This window comes from Pseudomonas sp. P7548 (assembly GCF_013386585.1).
In the GTDB taxonomy this organism is placed as follows: domain Bacteria; phylum Pseudomonadota; class Gammaproteobacteria; order Pseudomonadales; family Pseudomonadaceae; genus Aquipseudomonas.
In genome coordinates this window covers 200091-220240 of the sequence record NZ_JACARO010000011.1, presented here as the reverse complement: position 1 = coordinate 220240, position 20150 = coordinate 200091, and the positions used below count along the sequence as shown (strand labels likewise).

At 58.2% G+C, this 20150-nt stretch carries 17 protein-coding genes and 2 tRNA genes; 1 reads left to right on the top strand and 18 read right to left on the bottom strand.

Annotated features, from left to right (window positions below):
- Window positions 1–187: 187 nt before the first annotated feature.
- The 15 genes from pnp to rlmE all read right to left on the bottom strand — a co-directional run bounded on the left by pnp (window position 188) and on the right by rlmE (window position 15498).
- A complete protein-coding gene (pnp, locus tag HX803_RS05750) occupies window positions 188–2293 on the bottom strand; it encodes a polyribonucleotide nucleotidyltransferase (protein WP_178919550.1) in 2106 nt (701 codons plus the stop codon).
- Window positions 2294–2489: 196 nt separating this feature from the next.
- Complete coding sequence (gene rpsO, locus HX803_RS05745) at window positions 2490–2759, bottom strand: 30S ribosomal protein S15 (protein ID WP_003177875.1); 270 nt, start codon at window positions 2757–2759, stop codon at window positions 2490–2492.
- 115 nt (window positions 2760–2874) lie between these two features.
- Window positions 2875–3792: a tRNA pseudouridine(55) synthase TruB gene (gene truB, locus HX803_RS05740; protein ID WP_176998421.1), complete on the bottom strand. Its 918-nt coding sequence runs from the start codon at window positions 3790–3792 to the stop codon at window positions 2875–2877.
- Between the two features lie 3 nt (window positions 3793–3795).
- Window positions 3796–4191, bottom strand: a complete 396-nt coding sequence (rbfA, locus tag HX803_RS05735) for a 30S ribosome-binding factor RbfA (protein WP_016973761.1) — start codon at window positions 4189–4191, stop codon at window positions 3796–3798.
- A gap of 159 nt (window positions 4192–4350) precedes the next feature.
- Complete coding sequence (infB, locus tag HX803_RS05730; RefSeq protein ID WP_178919549.1) at window positions 4351–6876, bottom strand: translation initiation factor IF-2; 2526 nt, start codon at window positions 6874–6876, stop codon at window positions 4351–4353.
- Between the two features lie 27 nt (window positions 6877–6903).
- Entirely contained in the window at window positions 6904–8385 is a 1482-nt protein-coding gene (gene nusA, locus HX803_RS05725) for a transcription termination factor NusA (protein WP_178919548.1), read from the bottom strand.
- Window positions 8386–8432: 47 nt separating this feature from the next.
- A complete protein-coding gene (rimP, locus tag HX803_RS05720; RefSeq protein ID WP_176998424.1) occupies window positions 8433–8891 on the bottom strand; it encodes a ribosome maturation factor RimP in 459 nt (152 codons plus the stop codon).
- A 140-nt stretch (window positions 8892–9031) separates the two neighbouring features.
- Window positions 9032–9108, bottom strand: a tRNA-Met gene (locus tag HX803_RS05715).
- 96 nt (window positions 9109–9204) lie between these two features.
- Window positions 9205–9290, bottom strand: a tRNA-Leu gene (locus HX803_RS05710).
- Window positions 9291–9312: 22 nt separating this feature from the next.
- Window positions 9313–9696 carry a preprotein translocase subunit SecG gene (gene secG / locus HX803_RS05705; RefSeq protein ID WP_010206600.1) on the bottom strand — a complete coding sequence of 128 codons (384 nt, stop codon included), beginning with the start codon at window positions 9694–9696 and terminating at the stop codon, window positions 9313–9315.
- A 4-nt stretch (window positions 9697–9700) separates the two neighbouring features.
- Window positions 9701–10456, bottom strand: coding sequence for a triose-phosphate isomerase (gene tpiA / locus HX803_RS05700; RefSeq protein WP_016973764.1), 756 nt, complete (start codon window positions 10454–10456; stop codon window positions 9701–9703).
- Between the two features lie 66 nt (window positions 10457–10522).
- Entirely contained in the window at window positions 10523–11860 is a 1338-nt protein-coding gene (glmM, locus tag HX803_RS05695) for a phosphoglucosamine mutase (protein ID WP_178919547.1), read from the bottom strand.
- Window positions 11861–11876: 16 nt separating this feature from the next.
- Window positions 11877–12728 (bottom strand): dihydropteroate synthase, encoded by an 852-nt coding sequence (gene folP, locus HX803_RS05690; RefSeq protein WP_178919546.1) that lies wholly within the window; start codon window positions 12726–12728, stop codon window positions 11877–11879.
- An 8-nt stretch (window positions 12729–12736) separates the two neighbouring features.
- Entirely contained in the window at window positions 12737–14647 is a 1911-nt protein-coding gene (gene ftsH, locus HX803_RS05685) for an ATP-dependent zinc metalloprotease FtsH (protein WP_178919545.1), read from the bottom strand.
- Window positions 14648–14847: 200 nt separating this feature from the next.
- Window positions 14848–15498 carry a 23S rRNA (uridine(2552)-2'-O)-methyltransferase RlmE gene (rlmE, locus tag HX803_RS05680; RefSeq protein WP_010206606.1) on the bottom strand — a complete coding sequence of 217 codons (651 nt, stop codon included), beginning with the start codon at window positions 15496–15498 and terminating at the stop codon, window positions 14848–14850.
- 105 nt (window positions 15499–15603) lie between these two features.
- On the opposite strand from rlmE, the gene HX803_RS05675 reads away from it, so the two are divergent.
- Entirely contained in the window at window positions 15604–15912 is a 309-nt protein-coding gene (locus tag HX803_RS05675; RefSeq protein WP_178919544.1) for a YhbY family RNA-binding protein, read from the top strand.
- A gap of 9 nt (window positions 15913–15921) precedes the next feature.
- On the opposite strand, the gene HX803_RS05670 is transcribed toward HX803_RS05675, so the two are convergent.
- Genes HX803_RS05670 through carB form a run of 3 tightly spaced genes read right to left on the bottom strand, consistent with a single transcriptional unit; the run spans window position 15922 to window position 20049 of the window.
- Window positions 15922–16326 (bottom strand): MFS transporter, encoded by a 405-nt coding sequence (locus tag HX803_RS05670; RefSeq protein WP_178919543.1) that lies wholly within the window; start codon window positions 16324–16326, stop codon window positions 15922–15924.
- A gap of 28 nt (window positions 16327–16354) precedes the next feature.
- Window positions 16355–16831 (bottom strand): transcription elongation factor GreA, encoded by a 477-nt coding sequence (gene greA, locus HX803_RS05665; protein ID WP_017139258.1) that lies wholly within the window; start codon window positions 16829–16831, stop codon window positions 16355–16357.
- Window positions 16828–20049: a carbamoyl-phosphate synthase large subunit gene (gene carB, locus HX803_RS05660; protein WP_176998429.1), complete on the bottom strand. Its 3222-nt coding sequence runs from the start codon at window positions 20047–20049 to the stop codon at window positions 16828–16830. Before carB ends, greA begins: the two co-directional genes overlap by 4 nt.
- Window positions 20050–20150 lie beyond the last annotated feature (101 nt).

Here is a 20150-nt window from a genome sequence, read left to right as displayed (position 1 = left end):
CATATAAATCAATAACTTATAAAAACACGCAATTTTCGAAATCGTGCAACTTGCATGAAGCCTATCGTGCCTGCATGCAAGTTGCGGCTTTTGACTCCGGGTAAATGGCTGATTTCCCTTCACTTTCCCGCTCCCATAAAAAAAGGACCCCGAGGGGTCCTTTTTTCAGCGTGAAGCCTGGGGTTGGTTAAACGCCCGAAGCCTTGGCTGCTGCGACGTCCTTGATGGACAGCTTGATACGGCCGCGGTTGTCCACGTCCAATACCAGTACTTCGACTTCCTGGCCTTCTTTCAGGATGTCGGTCACTTTCTCAACGCGAGCGTCGCTCAGCATGGAGATGTGAACCAGACCGTCTTTGCCCGGCAGGATGTTCACGAATGCGCCGAAGTCGACGATGCGCTCAACCTTACCGACGTAGATCTTGCCGATCTCGGCCTCAGCGGTGATGCCCAGTACGCGCTGACGTGCAGCTTCAGCCGCTTCCTTGGTTTCGCCGAAGATCTTGATGGAGCCGTCGTCTTCGATATCGATCGAAGCCTTGGTTTCTTCGCAGATCGCACGGATGGTCGCGCCGCCTTTACCGATGACATCACGGATTTTGTCGGTGTCGATTTTCATCGCGATCATGGTCGGAGCATTTTCCGACAGCTCGGTACGGGACTGACCAATGATCTGGTTCATCTGGCCGAGGATGTTCAGGCGCGCTTCCAGGGCTTGGCCCAGGGCGATTTCCATGATCTCTTCGGTGATGCCCTTGATCTTGATGTCCATCTGCAGCGCGGTCACACCTTTGGCGGTACCGGCTACTTTGAAGTCCATGTCGCCCAGGTGGTCTTCGTCACCCAGGATGTCGGTCAGGATGGCGAACTTCTCGCCTTCTTTAACCAGGCCCATGGCGATACCGGCAACCGGCGCCTTCATCGGCACACCGGCGTCCATCAGCGCCAGGGAAGCACCGCAAACGGACGCCATGGAGCTGGAACCGTTGGATTCGGTGATTTCCGACACAACACGAATGGTGTAAGGGAACACGTCAGCAGCAGGCAGCATGGCCTGTACCGAACGGCGCGCCAGACGGCCGTGGCCGATTTCGCGACGACCAGCGCCACCCATGCGACCACACTCGCCCACCGAGAACGGAGGGAAGTTGTAGTGCAGCATGAACGGGTCTTTTTTCTCGCCTTCCAGGGTGTCCAGCAGCTGCGCGTCACGGGCAGTACCCAGGGTCGCGACCACCAGGGCCTGGGTTTCACCACGGGTGAACAGCGCCGAACCGTGAGTCTTCGGCAGAACACCAACTTCGATGTTCAGCGGACGTACGGTGCGGGTGTCGCGGCCGTCGATGCGTGGCTTGCCGTTTACGATGTTTTCGCGAACGGTGCGGTATTCGATCTCGCCGAAAGCCGCTTTGACGTCGCTGGCAGAAGGCTGGCCTTCTTCACCGGACAGCTTGGCCACAACCTGGTCTTTCAGCTCGCCCAGGCGAGCGTAACGGTCGGCCTTGACGGTGATGGTGTAGGCGTCGGAAATGGCAGCGCCGAACTCGGAGCGGATAGCGCCCAGCAGTTCGGTGGCTTCAGCTTGTGGCGCCCAGGTCCAGGTTGGCTTGGCCGCTTCGGCAGCCAGCTCGGTGACAGCCTTGATGACAGCCTGGAACTCGTCGTGGGCGAACAGCACGGCGCCCAGCATCTGGTCTTCGGTCAGCTCTTTGGCTTCCGATTCAACCATCAACACGGCTTCCGACGTACCGGCAACGACCATGTCCAGGCTCGATGCTTTCAGTTGCTCGTAAGTCGGGTTCAGCAGGTAGCCGGTGCTTTCGTGGAACGCAACGCGGGCAGCGCCGATCGGGCCATCGAAAGGAATGCCGGAGATGGCCAGGGCAGCCGAGGTACCGATCATCGCAGCGATGTCCGGATCGGTCTTCTTGCTGGTGGAAACGACGGTGCAGACAACCTGCACTTCGTTCATGAAGCCTTCTGGGAACAGCGGACGGATCGGACGGTCGATCAGTCGGGAAGTCAGGGTTTCTTTCTCGGAAGGACGGCCTTCGCGCTTGAAGAAACCGCCAGGGATCTTACCGGCAGCGTAAGTCTTTTCCTGGTAGTGAACGGACAGAGGGAAGAAGCCTTTGCTCGGGTCAGCGGTCTTGGCGCCAACCACGGTCACCAGAACGGTAACGTCGTCGTCAACGGTAACCAGCACTGCGCCGGAGGCTTGACGGGCGATACGGCCTGTCTCGAGGGTAACGGTCGACTGACCGAACTGGAATTTTTTGATAACCGGGTTCACGGTGTCCTACCTTCTTTGTGGCTCTTGGGGGAACGTGTCTTCTTGCGAAATTCTTGGGCAATGTCGGGAATCGGCCCGAACCAGGTCCAGGGGTAAAACGTGTATCCAGATAAAACTTGAGGCTGGGAGCCTACCATGAGCCAGCGGGAATCCCACTGACACACGGCAGACAACCAACCTCTAGCGCAATCGCTTATTAGCGACGCAGACCCAGGCGACCGATCAGAGTCTGATAACGACCCAGATCCTTGCCTTTCAGGTAGTCCAGCAGCTTACGGCGCTGGTTTACCATGCGGATCAGACCACGACGGGAGTGGTGATCTTTACCGTTGGCCTTGAAGTGACCTTGAAGCTTGTTGATGTTGTGGGTCAGCAGTGCAACTTGCACTTCTGGCGAACCAGTGTCACCAACAGCTTGCTGATAGTCAGCAACGATTTGTGCTTTTTCTTGAACGTCGAGAGCCATGAGGCAATCCTTTTTTCAGGAAACCACCCAAAGGGCAGTTTCAACAGGCCAGGGACAAATCCCTGTATCTAAAAATGAGTGTTGACCGTGCCTATTAACAGCCACACTCGTTCGGTCATTCTGACCGAATCAGTCGACGTGGCGCGATGCGCCCGTCTTCGCTCACTTCACCGATCCCGATGAAGCGACCATTATGATCCTGTACCCGCACCATGCCGAACTTCGGGGCATCCGGGGCACGTACCGGCTGGCCGTTGAGCCAGTAGAACGCGCTGTGCTCCGAGAAGTGCAGTAATGGCCAATCCAGCAAACCGCTGTCCGATGGCATCAGGAAGCGATCAACCGCTTCATTGCCGCCTTCGGCGTGTACCGCTTCCAACTCTTCCAGCGTGACCGTCTGGGCCAGGGTGAAAGGGCCGGCCTGTGTGCGTCGCAACTCTGCAACGTACGCACCGCAACCAAGATGTTCACCAATATCTTCCACCAGGGTACGGATATAGGTGCCTTTGCTGCAGTCCACGGCCAGACGCGCGGTGTCGCCTTCACAGGCGAGCAATTCCAAGCGCGCAATAGTAACAGAACGCGCTTCGCGCTCCACTACTTCGCCCGCACGTGCCAGCTTGTAAAGGGGTTGCCCATCACGCTTGAGAGCCGAGTACATCGGCGGTATCTGACTGATTTGCCCACGAAAACCGGGTAACGCAGCCTCGATATCAGAGCGACCAACGGTCACGTCGCGAACCTGCAGGACATCACCCTCGGCATCAGCCGTGGTGGTGGTCTTGCCCAGTTGCATCAGGGTTTCGTAACCCTTGTCGGAATCGAGCAGGTATTGCGAGAACTTGGTGGCCTCGCCAAAGCACAACGGCAATACGCCGGTGGCCAGTGGGTCGAGGCTGCCGGTGTGCCCGGCCTTTTCGGCATTGAGCAGCCAGCGAACCTTCTGCAACGCGGCATTGGAGGTGAAGCCAATGGGCTTGTCGAGCAGAATGATGCCGCTGACGTTGCGACGGATACGTTTGACCTGAGCCACCGCTTACTCCTTGGCGTCTTCAGGTGTGGACGGGTGCTGGCTGTCTTCAGCCACGGCGCGCTCGATCAGTGCCGACAGGTGCGCACCACGCACGACGCTTTCGTCGTAGTGGAAGTGCAACTGGGGAACACTGCGCAGCTTCATTTCGCGGGCCAACTGCATGCGCAGGAAACCTGCGGCAGAGTTGAGCACCTTGATGCTTTGCGCGATTTCTTCGCTGCTGTCCTGGCCCATCACGGTGATGAAGATCTTGGCGTGACCCACGTCACGGCTCACTTCTACGGCGGTGATGGTGACCAGGCCAACACGGGGATCTTTGACTTCGCGACGGATCAGTTGGGCCAGCTCACGCTGCATCTGATCGCCGATACGCTGGGTACGGCTGTATTCTTTTGCCATGTCTTGTTACCTGTTACTGCCACACGGTGAAACCCGTGGGGTCTGAAAGCGGCAAACGCCCGGCCTGACAAAAGCCAGACCGGGCGTTGCGTTTAGAGTCCGTACGCTGCGCGGGGCATTTGCATGCCCACACGCCGCGTGGCTCCGGAAGTGCGCGAGTTAGAGGCTGCGAGCAACCTGGACCTTCTCGAAGACTTCGATCTTGTCGCCAACCTTGACGTCGTTGTAGCTCTTGACGCCGATACCGCATTCCATGCCGGCACGTACTTCGGAAGCGTCATCCTTGAAGCGGCGCAGGGATTCCAGCTCGCCTTCGAAGATAACGATGTCTTCACGCAGTACACGGATTGGGCGGTTACGGTACACGGTGCCTTCAACCACCATGCAGCCGGCGATCGCGCCGAATTTCGGCGAGCGGAACACGTCACGCACTTCGGCGATACCCAGGATGTTCTCCCGGACGTCGCTGCCAAGCATGCCGGTGAGGGCTTTCTTGACGTCTTCGATGATGTCGTAGATGACGTTGTAGTAACGCATGTCCAGGCCTTCCTGCTCGACGATCTTGCGAGCGCCGGCATCGGCACGCACGTTGAAGCCGAACAGTACAGCGTTGGAAGCCAGTGCCAGGTTGGCGTCGGACTCGGTGATACCACCGACACCGCCACCGACAACGCGCACTTGCACTTCGTCGTTACCCAGGCCGTTCAAGGCGCCGTTCAACGCTTCGAGGGAACCACGTACGTCAGATTTGAGGACGATGTTGAGCGTCTTCTTCTCTTCCTGGCCCATGTTCTCGAAGATGTTTTCCAGCTTGCCGGCGTGAGCACGGGCCAGTTTGACTTCGCGGAACTTGCCTTGACGGAACAGAGCCACTTCGCGGGCTTTCTTCTCGTCGGCAACCACGCTCATCTCGTCACCAGCGTCCGGAGTACCGTCCAGGCCGAGGATCTCGACCGGGATAGCAGGACCTGCTTCCTTGATTGGCTTGCCGTTCTCGTCGAGCATGGCACGTACACGGCCGTAGTTCGAACCGACCAGGACCATGTCGCCTTGGCGCAGGGTACCGTCTTGAACCAGGACGGTCGCAACCGGGCCACGGCCCTTGTCGAGGCGGGATTCAACCACGACACCACGACCAGGGGCCGATGGCGTAGCAGTCAGTTCCAGCACTTCGGCTTGCAACAGAACGGCTTCGAGCAGTTCGTCAACACCGGTACCCATTTTCGCGGAGACCGGTACGAATGGAGTGTCGCCACCCCACTCTTCGGAGGTCACGCCGTGAACCGACAGTTCGCTACGGATGCGATCGAGATCGGCGCCCGGCTTGTCGATTTTGTTCACTGCAACCACCAGAGGAACGCCAGCCGCCTGAGCGTGCTGAACAGCCTCGATGGTTTGTGGCATCACGCCGTCGTCCGCCGCAACCACCAGGATCACGATGTCGGTCGCCTTGGCACCACGGGCACGCATTGCGGTAAACGCGGCGTGACCCGGGGTATCGAGGAACGTCACCATGCCACGGTCGGTTTCAACGTGGTATGCACCGATGTGCTGGGTGATACCACCGGCTTCGCCAGCAGCAACCTTGGCACGACGGATGTAGTCGAGCAGGGAGGTCTTACCGTGGTCAACGTGGCCCATTACGGTCACGACTGGTGCACGGGAAACCGCTTCACCTTCAAACTTCAGGGACTCGGCCAGGGAATCTTCCAGGGCGGTGTCGCTGACCAGGGTCACTTTGTGGCCCAGCTCTTCAGCAACCAGTTGGGCAGTTTCCTGATCCAGTACCTGGTTGATAGTGGCCGGAGTGCCCAGCTTGAACATGAACTTGATGATTTCAGCAGCCTTGACCGACATCTGCTGGGCGAGGTCGCCAACAGTGATGGTCTCGCCGATTTTCACTTCACGCACGACAGGGCCGGTTGGGCTCTGGAAACCGTGGGCGTTGCGCTTTTTCAGCTTGGCCTTGCCGCGACCACCACGACGGAAGCCATCGCTTTCTTCGTCGGTGGTACGTGGGGCAACGCGTGGAGCAGGCGCTTTCTCTTTGACCGAAGCACGATGCGGAGCGTTTTTGCGCTCGCCATCGCCACCACCACCGCGACGATTGTTATCGTCAGCACGTGGTTTGTCCGGACGACGCGGTTCGTCACGCTTGCGAGTGTCTGCAGCAGGTGCTGGCGCAGGGGCAACCGGAGCGGCCTCACGTACAGCTTCTACTGGCGCGCTAGGCGCAGCGACCGCTTCAGTAACAGCAGGTTGCGCAGCAGCAGGCTGGCGACGCGCTTCTTCTTCGGCGCGACGCTTGGCTTCTTCTTCAGCCTTCTGACGAGCAGCATTTTCTACTGCGCGACGTTCTTCCAGTTCGCGTTTGCGCTCGGCTTCGATTTCTTCCGGGCTGCGCTGTACGAAGACTTTCTTCTTGCGTACTTCAACGCTGATGCTCTTGCTACCCGCAACACGCAGGGTGCTGGTGGTTTTGCGCTGCAATGTAATCTTGCGCGGTTCTTCCACTTTCGCCTTGTGGCTGCTCTTCAAGTGAGTCAGCAAAGACTGCTTCTCACTGTCGCTCACACCTTCATCGGCGGCGGTGTGCGGCAGACCTGCCTCACGCATCTGCTGCAACAGGCGCTCTACCGGTGTTTTGACCTCATCGGCCAGTTGTTTCACCGTGACTTGCGTCATGCACTTCTCTCCTCAGGCCGCGCCTAGTTACTCGAACCAATGGGCTCGGGCGGCCATGATCAACTTGCCGGCACGATCATCGTCAATGCCGTCGATGTCGAGCAGATCGTCAATAGACTGCTCGGCCAGGTCTTCGCGGGTAATTACGCCGCGCACCGCCAGTTCCATCGCCAAATCCTTGTCCATACCCTCAAGCGAGAGCAGGTCTTCGGCCGGATGGGCGTCTGCCAGCTTTTCCTCAGTAGCGATGGCTTTAGTCAACAAACGATCCTTGGCCCGAGCGCGAAGCTCGTTGACGATTTCCTCGTCAAAGCCGTCGATGTTGAGCATTTCTTCCAACGGTACGTAGGCAATCTCTTCCAGGCTGGTGAAGCCTTCATCTACCAGCACCTGTGCCAGCTCTTCGTCGACTTCCAGCTCGTCAATGAAGTTGCGCAGGATGTCACCGGTTTCAGCTTGCTGCTTAGCCTGGATGTCCGATTCGGTCATCACGTTCAGGGTCCAGCCGGTCAGTTGGCTGGCCAGACGCACGTTCTGACCACCACGACCAATGGCCTGAGCCAGATTGTCTGCGCCAACGGCGATGTCCATCGCATGGGCATCTTCGTCAACGATAATTGCCGCCACTTCAGCCGGCGACATGGCGTTGATCACGAACTGCGCCGGGTTGTCGTCCCACAGGACGATGTCCACACGCTCACCACCGAGCTCGCCCGACACTGCTTGCACGCGCGAACCGCGCATACCGATGCAGGCGCCTTGCGGGTCAATGCGTTTGTCCTTGGAGCGGACCGCGATCTTGGCGCGCGAACCCGGGTCGCGGGATGCAGCCATGACTTCGATCAGGCCTTCGGCGATTTCCGGTACTTCGATACGGAACAGCTCGATCAGCATTTCCGGCGCGGTACGCGACAGGATCAACTGAGGGCCGCGGTTTTCGGTACGGATTTCCTTGAGCAGCGCACGCAGACGCACGCCAACACGGAAGGTTTCGCGGGAGATGATGTCTTCGCGGGCCAGCAACGCTTCGGCGTTGTTGCCCAAGTCGACGATCACGTTGTCGCGGGTCACTTTTTTCACGGTGCCGGAGATGATTTCACCCAGGCGCTCGCGATAGGCGTCAACGACTTGAGCGCGCTCGGCTTCGCGAACCTTCTGCACGATGACCTGCTTGGCGGTCTGTGCAGCAATACGGCCGAATTCGATCGATTCGATCTTTTCTTCGACGACATCACCGACCTTGGCGCCAGGATGCGTTTGCGCAACCTTGCTCGGCCAGGTTTCGATGGCCGGATCATCAAGATCGGCCTCTTCGACGACCGTCCAGCGACGGAAAGTCTCATAGGCACCGGTGTGGCGGTTGATTTCCACACGCAGATCAACTTCGTCTTCAAAACGCTTTTTGGTAGCAGTGGCCAGAGCCAGCTCCAGCGCTTCAAAAATCACGTTTGCCGGTACGCCCTTTTCATTGGATACCGACTCAACAACCAGCAGTACTTCTTTGCTCATCGTACGCCTCGCCTTTCGCAAGCCATTGGATCCGCGGGATCCGCGTCTCAGTCAAAACTGGGAATAATGTTGGCCTTGTCGATCATATCGATCGGCAACAGGAACTCATGGTCGTCTACCTGCACCACGACATCCTGTTCTTCTACACCGCGCAGAAGGCCCTGAAAGTTGCGTCGCCCTTCAAAGGGAGATCGCAGCCTGATCTTCACTTGTTCACCGGCAAATTTTGCAAACTGATCAATAGTGAACAGTGGGCGTTCCATGCCTGGCGAGGAAACTTCGAGGGTATATTCAACGGAAATTGGATCTTCAACATCCAGGACACCGCTGATCTGACGGCTGACAATGGCACAATCGTCCACCAGCACGCCGCCCTCTTTATCGATATAAACGCGCAACATTGAGTGGCGACCTTGAGCCGAAAACTCAATACCCCAGCATTCATAGCCTAGGGCCACGACCACCGGGGCCAACAAGGCCTGCAACTCTTCTAGCTTGCTCGACACCTGAACCCCCTCGTGCATGTATGTGCATGCTGTGCAAAATAAAAAAATGGGCGAAACGCCCATCCTTGAAACGCCGTCGAACAGCGGCGTTGAAAGTGTCCAGCTAACAAAAAGCCCCTTAAAAGGGGCTCCGCTAAAACTGGTTGCGGGGGCCGGATTTGAACCGACGACCTTCGGGTTATGAGCCCGACGAGCTACCAGACTGCTCCACCCCGCGACAAAGCTGGGGCGGAAGTATACGACCGATCCCTTACAGGGTCAATGTAACCTTCCACCTACAAGAAAGCCCGCAACAGCGGGCTCTCCTGATAATTGGTACCGAGAAGGGGACTCGAACCCCTACACCCTATGGGCACAACCACCTCAAGGTTGCGTGTCTACCAATTCCACCACCTCGGCAATACAGCGCTTACAACCCTTCTTACTTTTGCTCTTGAGCTGGAGGTACGTCAGTCGCTGGAGTAGCCGACTTTTGCTCTTGAAGCACCGGGACATCATCAGAAGCCGGTTTTGCTTTTGGTACTTCCAACACCGCTGGGTTTGGCAAACCTACTTGAGTCAGCACATGAGCTTTCTCTTTAGCAAAGTAACCTAACCCTAAGCTGGTTATGAAGAAACCTGCGGCAAGTATAGCAGTAAACTTACTAAGAAAGGTAGAGGAACCTTGGCTTCCGAACACAGTATTTGAAGCACCTGCACCGAAAGACGCACCAGCATCCGCACCTTTACCCTGTTGCAACAAAACCAGGGCAACTACGCCCAGGGCAGCCAACAGATGAAAAACGACTACGACTGTTTCCAGCATTTTTTCAGTTTCCCGCGGCGCGACAGATCGCACCGAACTCATCTGCATTCAGGGAAGCTCCACCAATGAGCCCCCCATCGATATCCGGCATGCCGAACAGTTCGACCGCATTGGCCGCCTTCACGCTGCCGCCGTATAGAAGCCGCACACCTTGCGCGACCTCAGAATTCTCTGCCGCCAACTGTGCGCGGATGGCTGCGTGCACATCCTGCGCCTGTTGCGGTGTAGCAGTCAGCCCGGTACCAATGGCCCAGACCGGCTCGTAAGCAATTACTGCCTTTGCAAACGCACCAACACCCAGCTCCTCGATGATGCTGCCCAGCTGACGCGAGACAACTTCAAGAGTCTTGCCCGATTCGCGCTCTGCAAGGGTCTCCCCTACGCACAACACTGGAATCAAGCCACAAGCCTGTGCCGCTGCGAACTTGCGATTGAGTGTCCCATCACGCTCGCCCATCATCTGACGGCGCTCGGAGTGCCCGACGAGCACATAGGAACAACCCGCATCAACCAGCTGACTCGGCGAAATCTCACCGGTCAACGCACCTTGCATCGGCTCCACCGCAGAGTTCTGCGCGCCGACCTGGATCGACTTGCCTTTCAAGCCATCAACCACTTGGTTGATATGCAAGCAAGGTGGGAAAACCGCGACATCGACACCGCTTGGCAAGGCCAAGTGACGAAGGCCGTTGATCAGCTCGGCGACACTGGCGCGGGTACCGTGCATCTTCCAGTTACCAGCTACCATAGTGCGACGCATGCTGTACCTCGTCGGTCAAAGTGGGCGCAGATGTTACCCAACCACATCACCACTGGCAAGCCGAATTCAGGCGCAAACTTCAGTTACCAGTTTTGCCAGGTCTTCGGCATGGCCGCGAACCTGTGTTTCGTCGTCGCCTTCGACCATGACACGCACCAAAGGCTCTGTGCCGGACTTGCGCAGCAGCACCCGCCCACGCCCCGCCATTGCCAGGGTCACACGCTCGCAGGCCTCTTTGACAGCCGGATGCTCGATCGGGTTTTCACCGCCCGAGAAGCGCACATTGAGCAACACTTGAGGGCACTTGCGCAGCGCCTGGCGGGCCTGGGCAAGGCTTTCTTCACGACGACGCAAGGACAGCAAAACCTGCAGCGCGGCAATAATGGCATCGCCCGTCGTGGTGTGATGGAAGCACACAACGTGCCCGGAGTTTTCACCCCCCACCTGCCAGTTGCGCTCCAACAGTTCTGCGATCACATAACGGTCGCCCACATTCGCACGAACGAAAGGAATACCTAAATCTGCCAGGGCCAGTTCCAGCCCAAGGTTGCTCATCAGCGTACCCACGACGCCGCCTTGCAGCTTGCCCCGCTCATGCAGGTCGCGAGCAATGATGAACAATAACTCATCACCGTCCACCACAGCGCCGGTGTGATCAACCATCAGCACGCGATCGCCATCACCATCGAAGGCGATACCGAGATCCGCATGCTCAGCCAGTACGGCCGCCTGCAGTTGCTCTGTATGGGTGGAGCCACAGTTTTCGTTGATGTTCAAACCATTTGGCTGAGCCGACAGCACCGTCACATCGGCGCCCAGCTCCTTGAACACACTCGGCGCGACCTTGTAGGTAGCGCCGTGAGCACAGTCGACAACAATTTTCAGACCGGCAAAATTGGTGCTGGTCGGCACGCTGCTCTTGCAGAACTCGATATAGCGGCCGGAAGCGTCATTGATGCGCGACACCTTGCCCAGCTTGCTGGAATCCACCACCGTCATCGGCGCATCCAGCAGCTCTTCAATCATCAACTCGATCTCGTCTGGCAGCTTGGTGCCTTGGCCCGAGAAGAACTTGATGCCATTGTCATCATGAGGGTTGTGCGAGGCACTGATCACGATACCGGCTTCAGCGTGAAAGGTACGCGTCAGGTAAGCGATCGCCGGCGTCGGCATAGGGCCCAGCAGCATTACGTCAGCACCGGCAGCGGACAAACCGGCCTCCAGTGCAGATTCAAACATGTAACCCGAAATACGGGTGTCCTTGCCCACCAGGATGCGGCATGCGCCCATGCTGCGGAACGCCATACCTGCCGCCCAACCGAGCTTGAGCATGAAATCAGGAGTAATAGGAAACTCGCCGACCCGACCACGGATACCGTCGGTGCCAAAGTATTTTTTAGTCATAAGTGCTCCATCATTCTTATTCGGCTGATTCTACAGCGGCAATCATACGCACCACGTCCACAGTCTCGGCGACATCATGCACACGCAAGATACGCGCGCCCTTGGTTACCGCCAGCGCCGCCAGCGCAAGGCCGCCATACAGTCGCTCACCCACCGGACGGTTCAAAGCCAGCCCTATCATGCTCTTGCGCGAAACGCCGACCAACAAGGGCCGACCAAGGGCATGCAAGGACTCCATGTGCTTGAACAGGCTTAAATTGTGTTGCAGGGTCTTGGCGAAACCAAATCCCGGATCAAGGATGATCTTTTCCGCAGGAATCCCGACCGCAGCGCACTGCACGACCCGCTCAGCCAGGAAGCCACTGACCTCACCCACAAGATCGTCATAGTGCGGGCTGTCTTGCATATTTCCGGGCTCGCCCAGCATGTGCATCAGGCATACCGGCAACCCGGTCGCTGCAGCAGCATCCAAGGCACCCTCGCGCTGGAGGGAGCGCACATCGTTGATCAACCCAGCACCCAGGCGCGCAGTTTCACGCATTACAGCTGGCGTTGAGGTATCAACTGAAATGATCACGTCCAACTCTCGAGCAATCCGCTCGACGATAGGCGCCACCCGCTCCAACTCCTCCAAAGGAGAGACCACGCGGGCGCCGGGACGAGTCGACTCACCACCGACATCGATCAAGGTCGCGCCAGCCGTCACCATCGCCTCGGCATGACGCAAAGCTGCATCAAGCTGGCTGAAACGGCCGCCATCGGAAAAGGAATCGGGGGTTACATTGAGAATGCCCATGACGTGCGTATGGGCCAAATCAAGAACCCGATTGCCGCAAGGCAACCGGGTGGAGGACAACACAGAAGTCATTTCAAGCCTTAGTGGTCAGCTGCCGGCCCGCCGATCGGGGCTTCAGGGCGTTCATTCTGAACCACTGGCGGGGTGCCAGAGGTGCCCGAACCGCCCTCCCAATCGCGAGGCTCACGAGGTGCGCGCCCCGCCATGATGTCGTCGATCTGATCGGCATCAATGGTCTCATACTTCATCAGCGCGTCAGCCATGGCATCCAGCTTGTCGCGGTTGTCGGTCAGGATCTGCTTGGCCGTGCCGTAGCACTGGTCAATGATGCTGCGCACTTCGGAGTCGATCAGCTTGGCTGTCTCACCGGAGAAACTGGCATTTTGACCGCCACCACCACGACCCAGGAACACTTCGCCCTCTTCTTCGGCGTACATCAACGGACCGAGCTTCTCCGACAAGCCCCACTTGGTGACCATATTCCTGGCAATCTGGCTCGCACGCATGATGTCGTTGGAAGCGCCGGTAGTGACACCGTCGAAGCCCAAAGTCATCTCTTCGGCAATACGACCACCGTACAGCGAGCATATCTGGCTGATCAGCGCACGCTTGGAGAGGCTGTAGCGATCCTCTTCCGGCAGGAACATGGTGACACCCAGTGCCCGACCACGAGGAATGATCGACACTTTGTAGACCGGGTCATGCTCAGGCACGACGCGACCGACAATGGCGTGACCGGCTTCGTGATAAGCCGTGTTCTGTTTTTCTTTCTCGGACATGACCATGGACTTGCGCTCGGCGCCCATCATGATCTTGTCTTTTGCCAACTCGAATTCTTTCATTTCAACGATGCGCTTGCCGGTACGAGCAGCAAACAGCGAGGCCTCGTTGACCAGGTTGGCCAGGTCGGCGCCGGAGAAGCCCGGAGTACCCCGAGCGATCACGGCCGGAGCCACGTCGTCGCCCATTGGCACTTTGCGCATGTGTACTTTCAGGATCTGTTCGCGGCCACGGATATCCGGCAAGCCCACCACAACCTGGCGGTCGAAGCGGCCTGGACGCAGCAACGCAGGGTCCAATACATCCGGACGGTTGGTTGCAGCGATGACGATGATGCCGTCATTCATTTCAAAGCCGTCCATCTCAACCAGCAACTGGTTGAGGGTCTGCTCACGCTCGTCATGACCGCCGCCCATGCCGGCGCCACGATGGCGACCAACGGCGTCGATTTCATCGATGAAGATGATGCACGGTGCGTGCTTCTTCGCCTGCTCGAACATGTCGCGAACACGGCTGGCACCGACACCCACGAACATCTCGACGAAGTCAGAACCGGAAATGGTGAAGAAAGGCACCTTGGCTTCGCCCGCAATAGCCTTGGCCAGCAGGGTTTTACCGGTACCCGGAGGCCCCACCATCAGCACGCCGCGAGGAATGCGACCGCCCAGACGCTGGAACTTGCCCGGATCCCGGAGGAATTCCACCAGCTCGCCCACTTCTTCCTTGGCTTCATCGCAACCTGCGACGTCAGCCAGGGTGGTCTTCACCTGATCTTCGGACAGCAGGCGCGCCTTGCTCTTACCGAAACTCATCGGTCCGCCCTTGCCCCCCGCACCACCTTGCATCTGGCGCATGAAGAACATGAACACGGCGATGATCACCAGGATCGGGAAGCTGGCGACCAGCAATTGGGTCCAGATGCTTTGCTGCTCAGGCTGCTTGCCTTCGACAACCACGTGATTATCCACCAAGTCACCGATCAGACCGTTGTCCTGAATGGCCGGACGAATGGTCTTGAAGCTATCGCCATCGTTGCGTTTGCCGGTGATCACGTAGCCATCAACCGCTACGCGCTCGACCTTGCCATCCTTAACTTGCTGGATGAAGTCGGAATAGTTGAGGGTCTGCGGCTCGTTAGGGCTGGAGAAGTTGTTCATCACCGTCACCAGGACAGCCGCGATGATCAACCACAGGATCAGATTCTTTGCCATATCGTTCAATTAACTACCCTCTGAAGCAAGCTCCGCTACTGGCGCGCGCTTCGCATGATATTCACCGGCCTAACTTACTACATTACCTACAACTCTGGCAGGCGCCGTCTGTAACCCTTTGTGAAACTTTGACTACACAATATTCGTAAAGCTTCGTGACGAAAGCGATATAAAAAAACCTATCGACTCCCTTCAAACCTTTAAAGACGCTCATCGCTGGCGGCGCCTTCGATGCCACGGAACCCCCGCGCCAACAGGTATTGCTCGCGAGACCGGTCCCGGGAAGAGTCCGGTTTGCGCATTTGCACCTTGTCGAACAGCTTGCGGATGTTCTTGTGGTACTCGTCGAAGCCTTCACCCTGGAAGACCTTGACCAGAAAATCACCACCCGGACGCAATACCCGCCCCGCCAGATCCAGCGCCAACTCGCACAGGAACATGGCTCGCGGCATATCAACAGCCGGTAATCCACTCATATTGGGGGCCATGTCGGAAATCACAAGGTCTACCTGCGAATTTCCCACGGCCTCCAGAATCTCGGCGAGTACGGCGTCCTGGGTGAAGTCGCCATGAACGAAGGTCACGTCCGGGATGCTGTCCATCTCAAGGATGTCGGATGCGATCAACCGGCCTTGCCCACCAATCAGACGACTGGCCACCTGGGACCAGCCACCCGGGGCGGCACCCAGGTCGATGACGCTCATGCCGGGGCGAAACAATTTGTCCTTGTCCTGGAGCTCCAGCAGCTTGTAGCTGGCCCGGGAACGGTAACCGTCCTTCTGCGCCTTTTTGACGTAAGGATCGTTGAAATGCTCTTGCAGCCACTTAAGGCTAGTTTTGGAACGGGCCACGGGCCACCTCGAAAATAAAACGGGTCGTGATTAACTGGGCGGTCCCGGACTCCCTCGGGTAAACTGGCCGCCGCTTTTTACAAGATCAGACGCAGGGGTCAGATTATGCCGCTCACTCAAGAGCAGAAGAAACAGTACAAATCCATTGGCCACCATCTGAAACCAGTTCTGATTGTGGCAGACAACGGTTTGACTGAAGGTGTGTTAGCCGAATTCGAGCGCGCGCTGAACGATCACGAATTGATCAAGATCAAGGTCAACATCCTCGACCGCGAGGCGCGCCTGGCTGCCATTGCAGAACTGTGCAAGGTTGGCAAAGCGGACCTGGTCCAGGTCATCGGCAAGATGGCGCTGCTGCATCGCAAGAACTTCAGCGTCAACAAGCAACTGTCGAACGTTCATCGCTTCAAATGATTCAAAGGGTCACGGGCGTGCTTCGCGCGCCCCGCCACTCCACCCGGGCGCCGGCTGTATAACCAGCACCAGGCCGGAAAACCCTAGCACAAGATAGCTGAATAGCTGCCAGCGCAACGCTTCCGGCAGCCAGACATGCACCGCGCAAAACATTGCGCACGCATACAGCGCCATCAACAGCAGTTGGCCGCGAATATCCCGCCACAAACTCCCCAGACCTTCAGCCTTGATCAGCACCAGCGCCTGGAGAATTACGCACGCCGCCGCAAAACCCACCAGCAGCGCACTCAGTAATCCGTCGATCTCATCGATCAGCAACGGCGCCAGGCCAATCAGGCCCAACGCCGGCAAAACACCAATATGCAACAGCCATAGGCCGCCCACCCAAAGCATCTGGGCGAGCTGCCACAGCATAGCGCCCGCACGAAGCGGGCGCCGTCTTTCAGACGTGACGAACTTCAACAATCTCGTACTCGGTCACGCCGCCAGGCGTCTTGACGGTCACCACATCACCCTCTTCCTTGGCAATCAAGGCGCGGGCCAGTGGCGAGCCAACGGAGATTTTGCCGAGTTTAAAGTCAGCCTCGTCTTCGCCCACGATGTGGTAAACCACGCTTTCGTCAGTTTCAACGTTGGCGATTTCCACGGTCGTACCGAAAATCACCTTGCCGGTCTTCGGAATAGTCGTCACATCGATGACCACCGAGTTCTGCAGGCGGCCTTCGATGTCACGGATACGCGCCTCGACCATACCCTGCTGCTCGCGAGCAGCGTGGTATTCGGCGTTTTCCTTGAGGTCACCCAGCTCGCGGGCCGTACCGATGTCCTGGCTCAGTTTTGGACGTACGACCTTGGTCAGATGGGCGTGCTCCTCTTCCAGGGCCTTGAAGCCCTGGACGGTCATTGGGTATTTGGTCATGCCTTCAATCCTGCGTGTAGATCCTGCAAGCGACGCACGGTTTTTTCCGGACCGAACTTGAGCGCTTCGCAGATGGCTTCGCCAGCAGCAATGGTAGTGGTGCAGTAGATCTTGTGCTGCAAGGCGTTACGACGGATGGAGTAAGAGTCCGCGATCGACTGGCGACCTTCAGTGGTGTTGATGATCAAGGTGACTTCGTCATTCTTGATCATGTCGACCACGTGCGGACGGCCTTCCGTCACCTTGTTCACGCGACGCACTTTCAGGCCGGCCGCTTCGATCAGCTTGGCGGTCCCGGCGGTGGCCACGACTTCGAAGCCCAAGTTGATCAGATCACGGGCCACACCCGCAACCAGAGGCTTGTCGTCGTCACGCACGCTGATGAAGGCTGTACCGCCGGTCGGCAGCACTTCGCTGGCGCCCATCTGGGCCTTGGCGAACGCTTCACCGAAGGTGTCACCCACACCCATCACTTCACCGGTGGACTTCATCTCTGGGCCCAGGATCGGGTCCACACCCGGGAATTTGGCGAATGGGAACACCGCCTCTTTCACGCTGTAGAAGTTAGGAATGATTTCCTTGGTGAAGCCGATTTCCTTCAGGGTCTTACCAGCCATCACGCGCGCAGCGATCATGGCCAGGGACACACCGATGCACTTGGAAACAAACGGCACGGTACGGGAAGCACGCGGGTTGACTTCGATGACGTAGATGTCTTCGCCTTGCAGCGCCAACTGTACGTTCATCAGGCCGACCACGCCCAATTCCAAGGCCATTTTCTTGACCTGGTCGCGCATCACGTCCTGGATGTGCGCCGGCAGCGAGTACGGTGGCAGCGAGCAAGCCGAGTCACCGGAGTGAACGCCCGCCTGTTCGATGTGCTGCATGATCGCGCCGATCACCACGTCGGTGCCGTCGCAAACAGCGTCCACGTCCATCTCGATGGCGCAGTTGAGGAAGTGGTCCAGCAGCACTGGGCTGTCGTTGGAGACTTTCACCGCGTCACGCAGGTAGCGCTTGAGCTCTTCTTCTTCGTAGACGATTTCCATCGCACGGCCGCCCAGTACGTAGGACGGACGCACCACCAGCGGATAGCCGATCTTGCTGGCTGCACGGATGGCTTCGTCTTCGCTGCGCACGGTGGCGTTTGGCGGCTGACGCAGGTTCAGGCGCTCAACCATCTGCTGGAAGCGCTCACGGTCTTCGGCACGGTCGATGGCGTCAGGGCTGGTGCCGATGATCGGCACGCCGGCCGCTTCCAGGGCGCGAGCCAATTTCAGCGGGGTTTGGCCGCCGTACTGGACGATCACACCCTTTGGCTTCTCGACGCGCACGATTTCCAGTACGTCTTCCAGGGTCACTGGCTCGAAGTAAAGGCGATCGGAAGTGTCGTAGTCGGTGGAAACGGTTTCCGGGTTGCAGTTGACCATGATGGTCTCGTACCCGTCTTCGCGCAGGGCGAGGGCGGCGTGTACGCAGCAGTAGTCAAACTCGATACCCTGGCCGATACGGTTAGGACCGCCGCCCAGGATCATGATCTTGTCGCGACCCGACGGCGCTGCTTCGCACTCTTCCTCGTAGGTGGAGTACAGGTAGGCGGTGTCGGTGGAGAACTCGGCGGCGCAGGTGTCAACGCGCTTGTAGACCGGGAAGATCTCCAGCTTGTGGCGATGGGTACGCAGGTTCTTCTCGGTCACACCCAGCAGCTTGGCCAGACGCTGGTCGGAGAAGCCCTTGCGCTTGAGACGGAACATCATGTCGCGGTCGATGCTGGCCAGCCCCAGGGTCTTGACCTTCTCTTCTTCCTTGATCAGATCTTCGATCTGCACCAGGAACCACGGGTCAATCATGTTCATGCCAAAGATATCTTCGACGGTCATGCCCGCACGGAAGGCATCTGCGACGTACCAGATACGCTCGGCGCCCGGCACGGTCAGCTCACGCTTGAGCACACTCATGCTTTCCGGGTTGGCCAGGTCGAGCTTCTCGTCCAGGCCGCAAACGCCCACTTCCAGGCCACGCAGGGCTTTCTGCAGGGATTCCTGGAAGGTACGGCCGATGGCCATGACTTCACCCACCGACTTCATTTGGGTGGTCAGGCGGGCGTCGGCCTTGGCGAATTTCTCGAAGGCAAAACGTGGCAGCTTGGTGACGACGTAGTCGATGGACGGTTCGAAGGACGCCGGGGTCTTGCCACCGGTGATGTCGTTCGACAGCTCATCCAGGGTGTAACCCACCGCCAGCTTGGCCGCGACCTTGGCGATCGGGAAGCCGGTGGCTTTCGAAGCCAGGGCCGACGAACGGGAAACCCGTGGGTTCATCTCGATCACGACCATGCGGCCGGTGTTCGGGCAGATGCCGAACTGAACGTTGGAACCGCCGGTTTCCACGCCGATCTCGCGCAGTACCGCCAGGGAGGCGTTACGCAGGATCTGGTATTCCTTGTCAGTCAGGGTCTGCGCTGGAGCCACGGTGATGGAGTCACCGGTGTGCACGCCCATCGGGTCAAAGTTTTCGATGGAGCAGACGATGATGCAGTTGTCCTTCTTATCGCGGACAACCTCCATCTCATATTCTTTCCAGCCGATCAGGGATTCGTCGATCAGCAGCTCTTTGGTCGGCGACAGGTCCAGGCCACGGGCGCAGATTTCTTCGAACTCTTCACGGTTGTAAGCGATACCGCCACCGGTGCCGCCCATGGTGAAGGACGGACGGATAATGCACGGGAAGCCCAGGGTCTCGAGGACCGCATTGGCTTCTTCCATGCTGTGGGCGATACCGGAACGCGGGCACGCCAGGCCGATGGATTTCATGGCCTTGTCGAAACGCGAACGGTCTTCAGCCTTGTCGATGGTGTCGGCGTTGGCACCGATCATCTCTACGCCGAATTTTTCCAGGACGCCTTCGCGCTCCAGGTCCAGGGCGCAGTTCAGTGCAGTCTGGCCACCCATGGTTGGCAGCAGTGCGTCCGGACGCTCTTTTTCGATGATCTTGGCAACGGTCTGCCACTTGATCGGCTCGATGTAGGTGGCGTCGGCCATGGCCGGGTCGGTCATGATGGTGGCCGGGTTGGAGTTCACCAGGATGACGCGATAGCCCTCTTCGCGCAGGGCTTTACAGGCCTGGGCGCCGGAGTAGTCGAATTCGCAGGCCTGGCCGATCACGATCGGGCCAGCGCCGAGAATCAGGATGCTTTTTATGTCTGTACGTTTTGGCATGGGTTTGTCACTCAAATCCGCAGGTCAGTCGGCAAGCCGTCTTGAACAATCTTTGAAGAGCCTGCGGGGGCCACCGGTGCTCGGGGCCACCCGCAGACCAC

What these genes read in the sequence shown, in the direction of transcription:
- carB (WP_176998429.1), bottom strand. Translation starts at nt 20,049, where the DNA reads ATGCCAAAACGTACAGACATAAAAAGCATCCTGATTCTCGGCGCTGGC.
- infB (WP_178919549.1), bottom strand. Translation starts at nt 6,876, where the DNA reads ATGACGCAAGTCACGGTGAAACAACTGGCCGATGAGGTCAAAACACCG.
- rbfA (WP_016973761.1), bottom strand. Translation starts at nt 4,191, where the DNA reads ATGGCAAAAGAATACAGCCGTACCCAGCGTATCGGCGATCAGATGCAG.
- secG (WP_010206600.1), bottom strand. Translation starts at nt 9,696, where the DNA reads ATGCTGGAAACAGTCGTAGTCGTTTTTCATCTGTTGGCTGCCCTGGGC.
- HX803_RS05670 (WP_178919543.1), bottom strand. Translation starts at nt 16,326, where the DNA reads ATGCTGTGGCAGCTCGCCCAGATGCTTTGGGTGGGCGGCCTATGGCTG.
- tpiA (WP_016973764.1), bottom strand. Translation starts at nt 10,456, where the DNA reads ATGCGTCGCACTATGGTAGCTGGTAACTGGAAGATGCACGGTACCCGC.
- folP (WP_178919546.1), bottom strand. Translation starts at nt 12,728, where the DNA reads ATGACTTCTGTGTTGTCCTCCACCCGGTTGCCTTGCGGCAATCGGGTT.
- greA (WP_017139258.1), bottom strand. Translation starts at nt 16,831, where the DNA reads ATGACCAAATACCCAATGACCGTCCAGGGCTTCAAGGCCCTGGAAGAG.
- nusA (WP_178919548.1), bottom strand. Translation starts at nt 8,385, where the DNA reads ATGAGCAAAGAAGTACTGCTGGTTGTTGAGTCGGTATCCAATGAAAAG.
- HX803_RS05675 (WP_178919544.1), top strand. Translation starts at nt 15,604, where the DNA reads ATGCCGCTCACTCAAGAGCAGAAGAAACAGTACAAATCCATTGGCCAC.
- rpsO (WP_003177875.1), bottom strand. Translation starts at nt 2,759, where the DNA reads ATGGCTCTCGACGTTCAAGAAAAAGCACAAATCGTTGCTGACTATCAG.
- glmM (WP_178919547.1), bottom strand. Translation starts at nt 11,860, where the DNA reads ATGACTAAAAAATACTTTGGCACCGACGGTATCCGTGGTCGGGTCGGC.
- ftsH (WP_178919545.1), bottom strand. Translation starts at nt 14,647, where the DNA reads ATGGCAAAGAATCTGATCCTGTGGTTGATCATCGCGGCTGTCCTGGTG.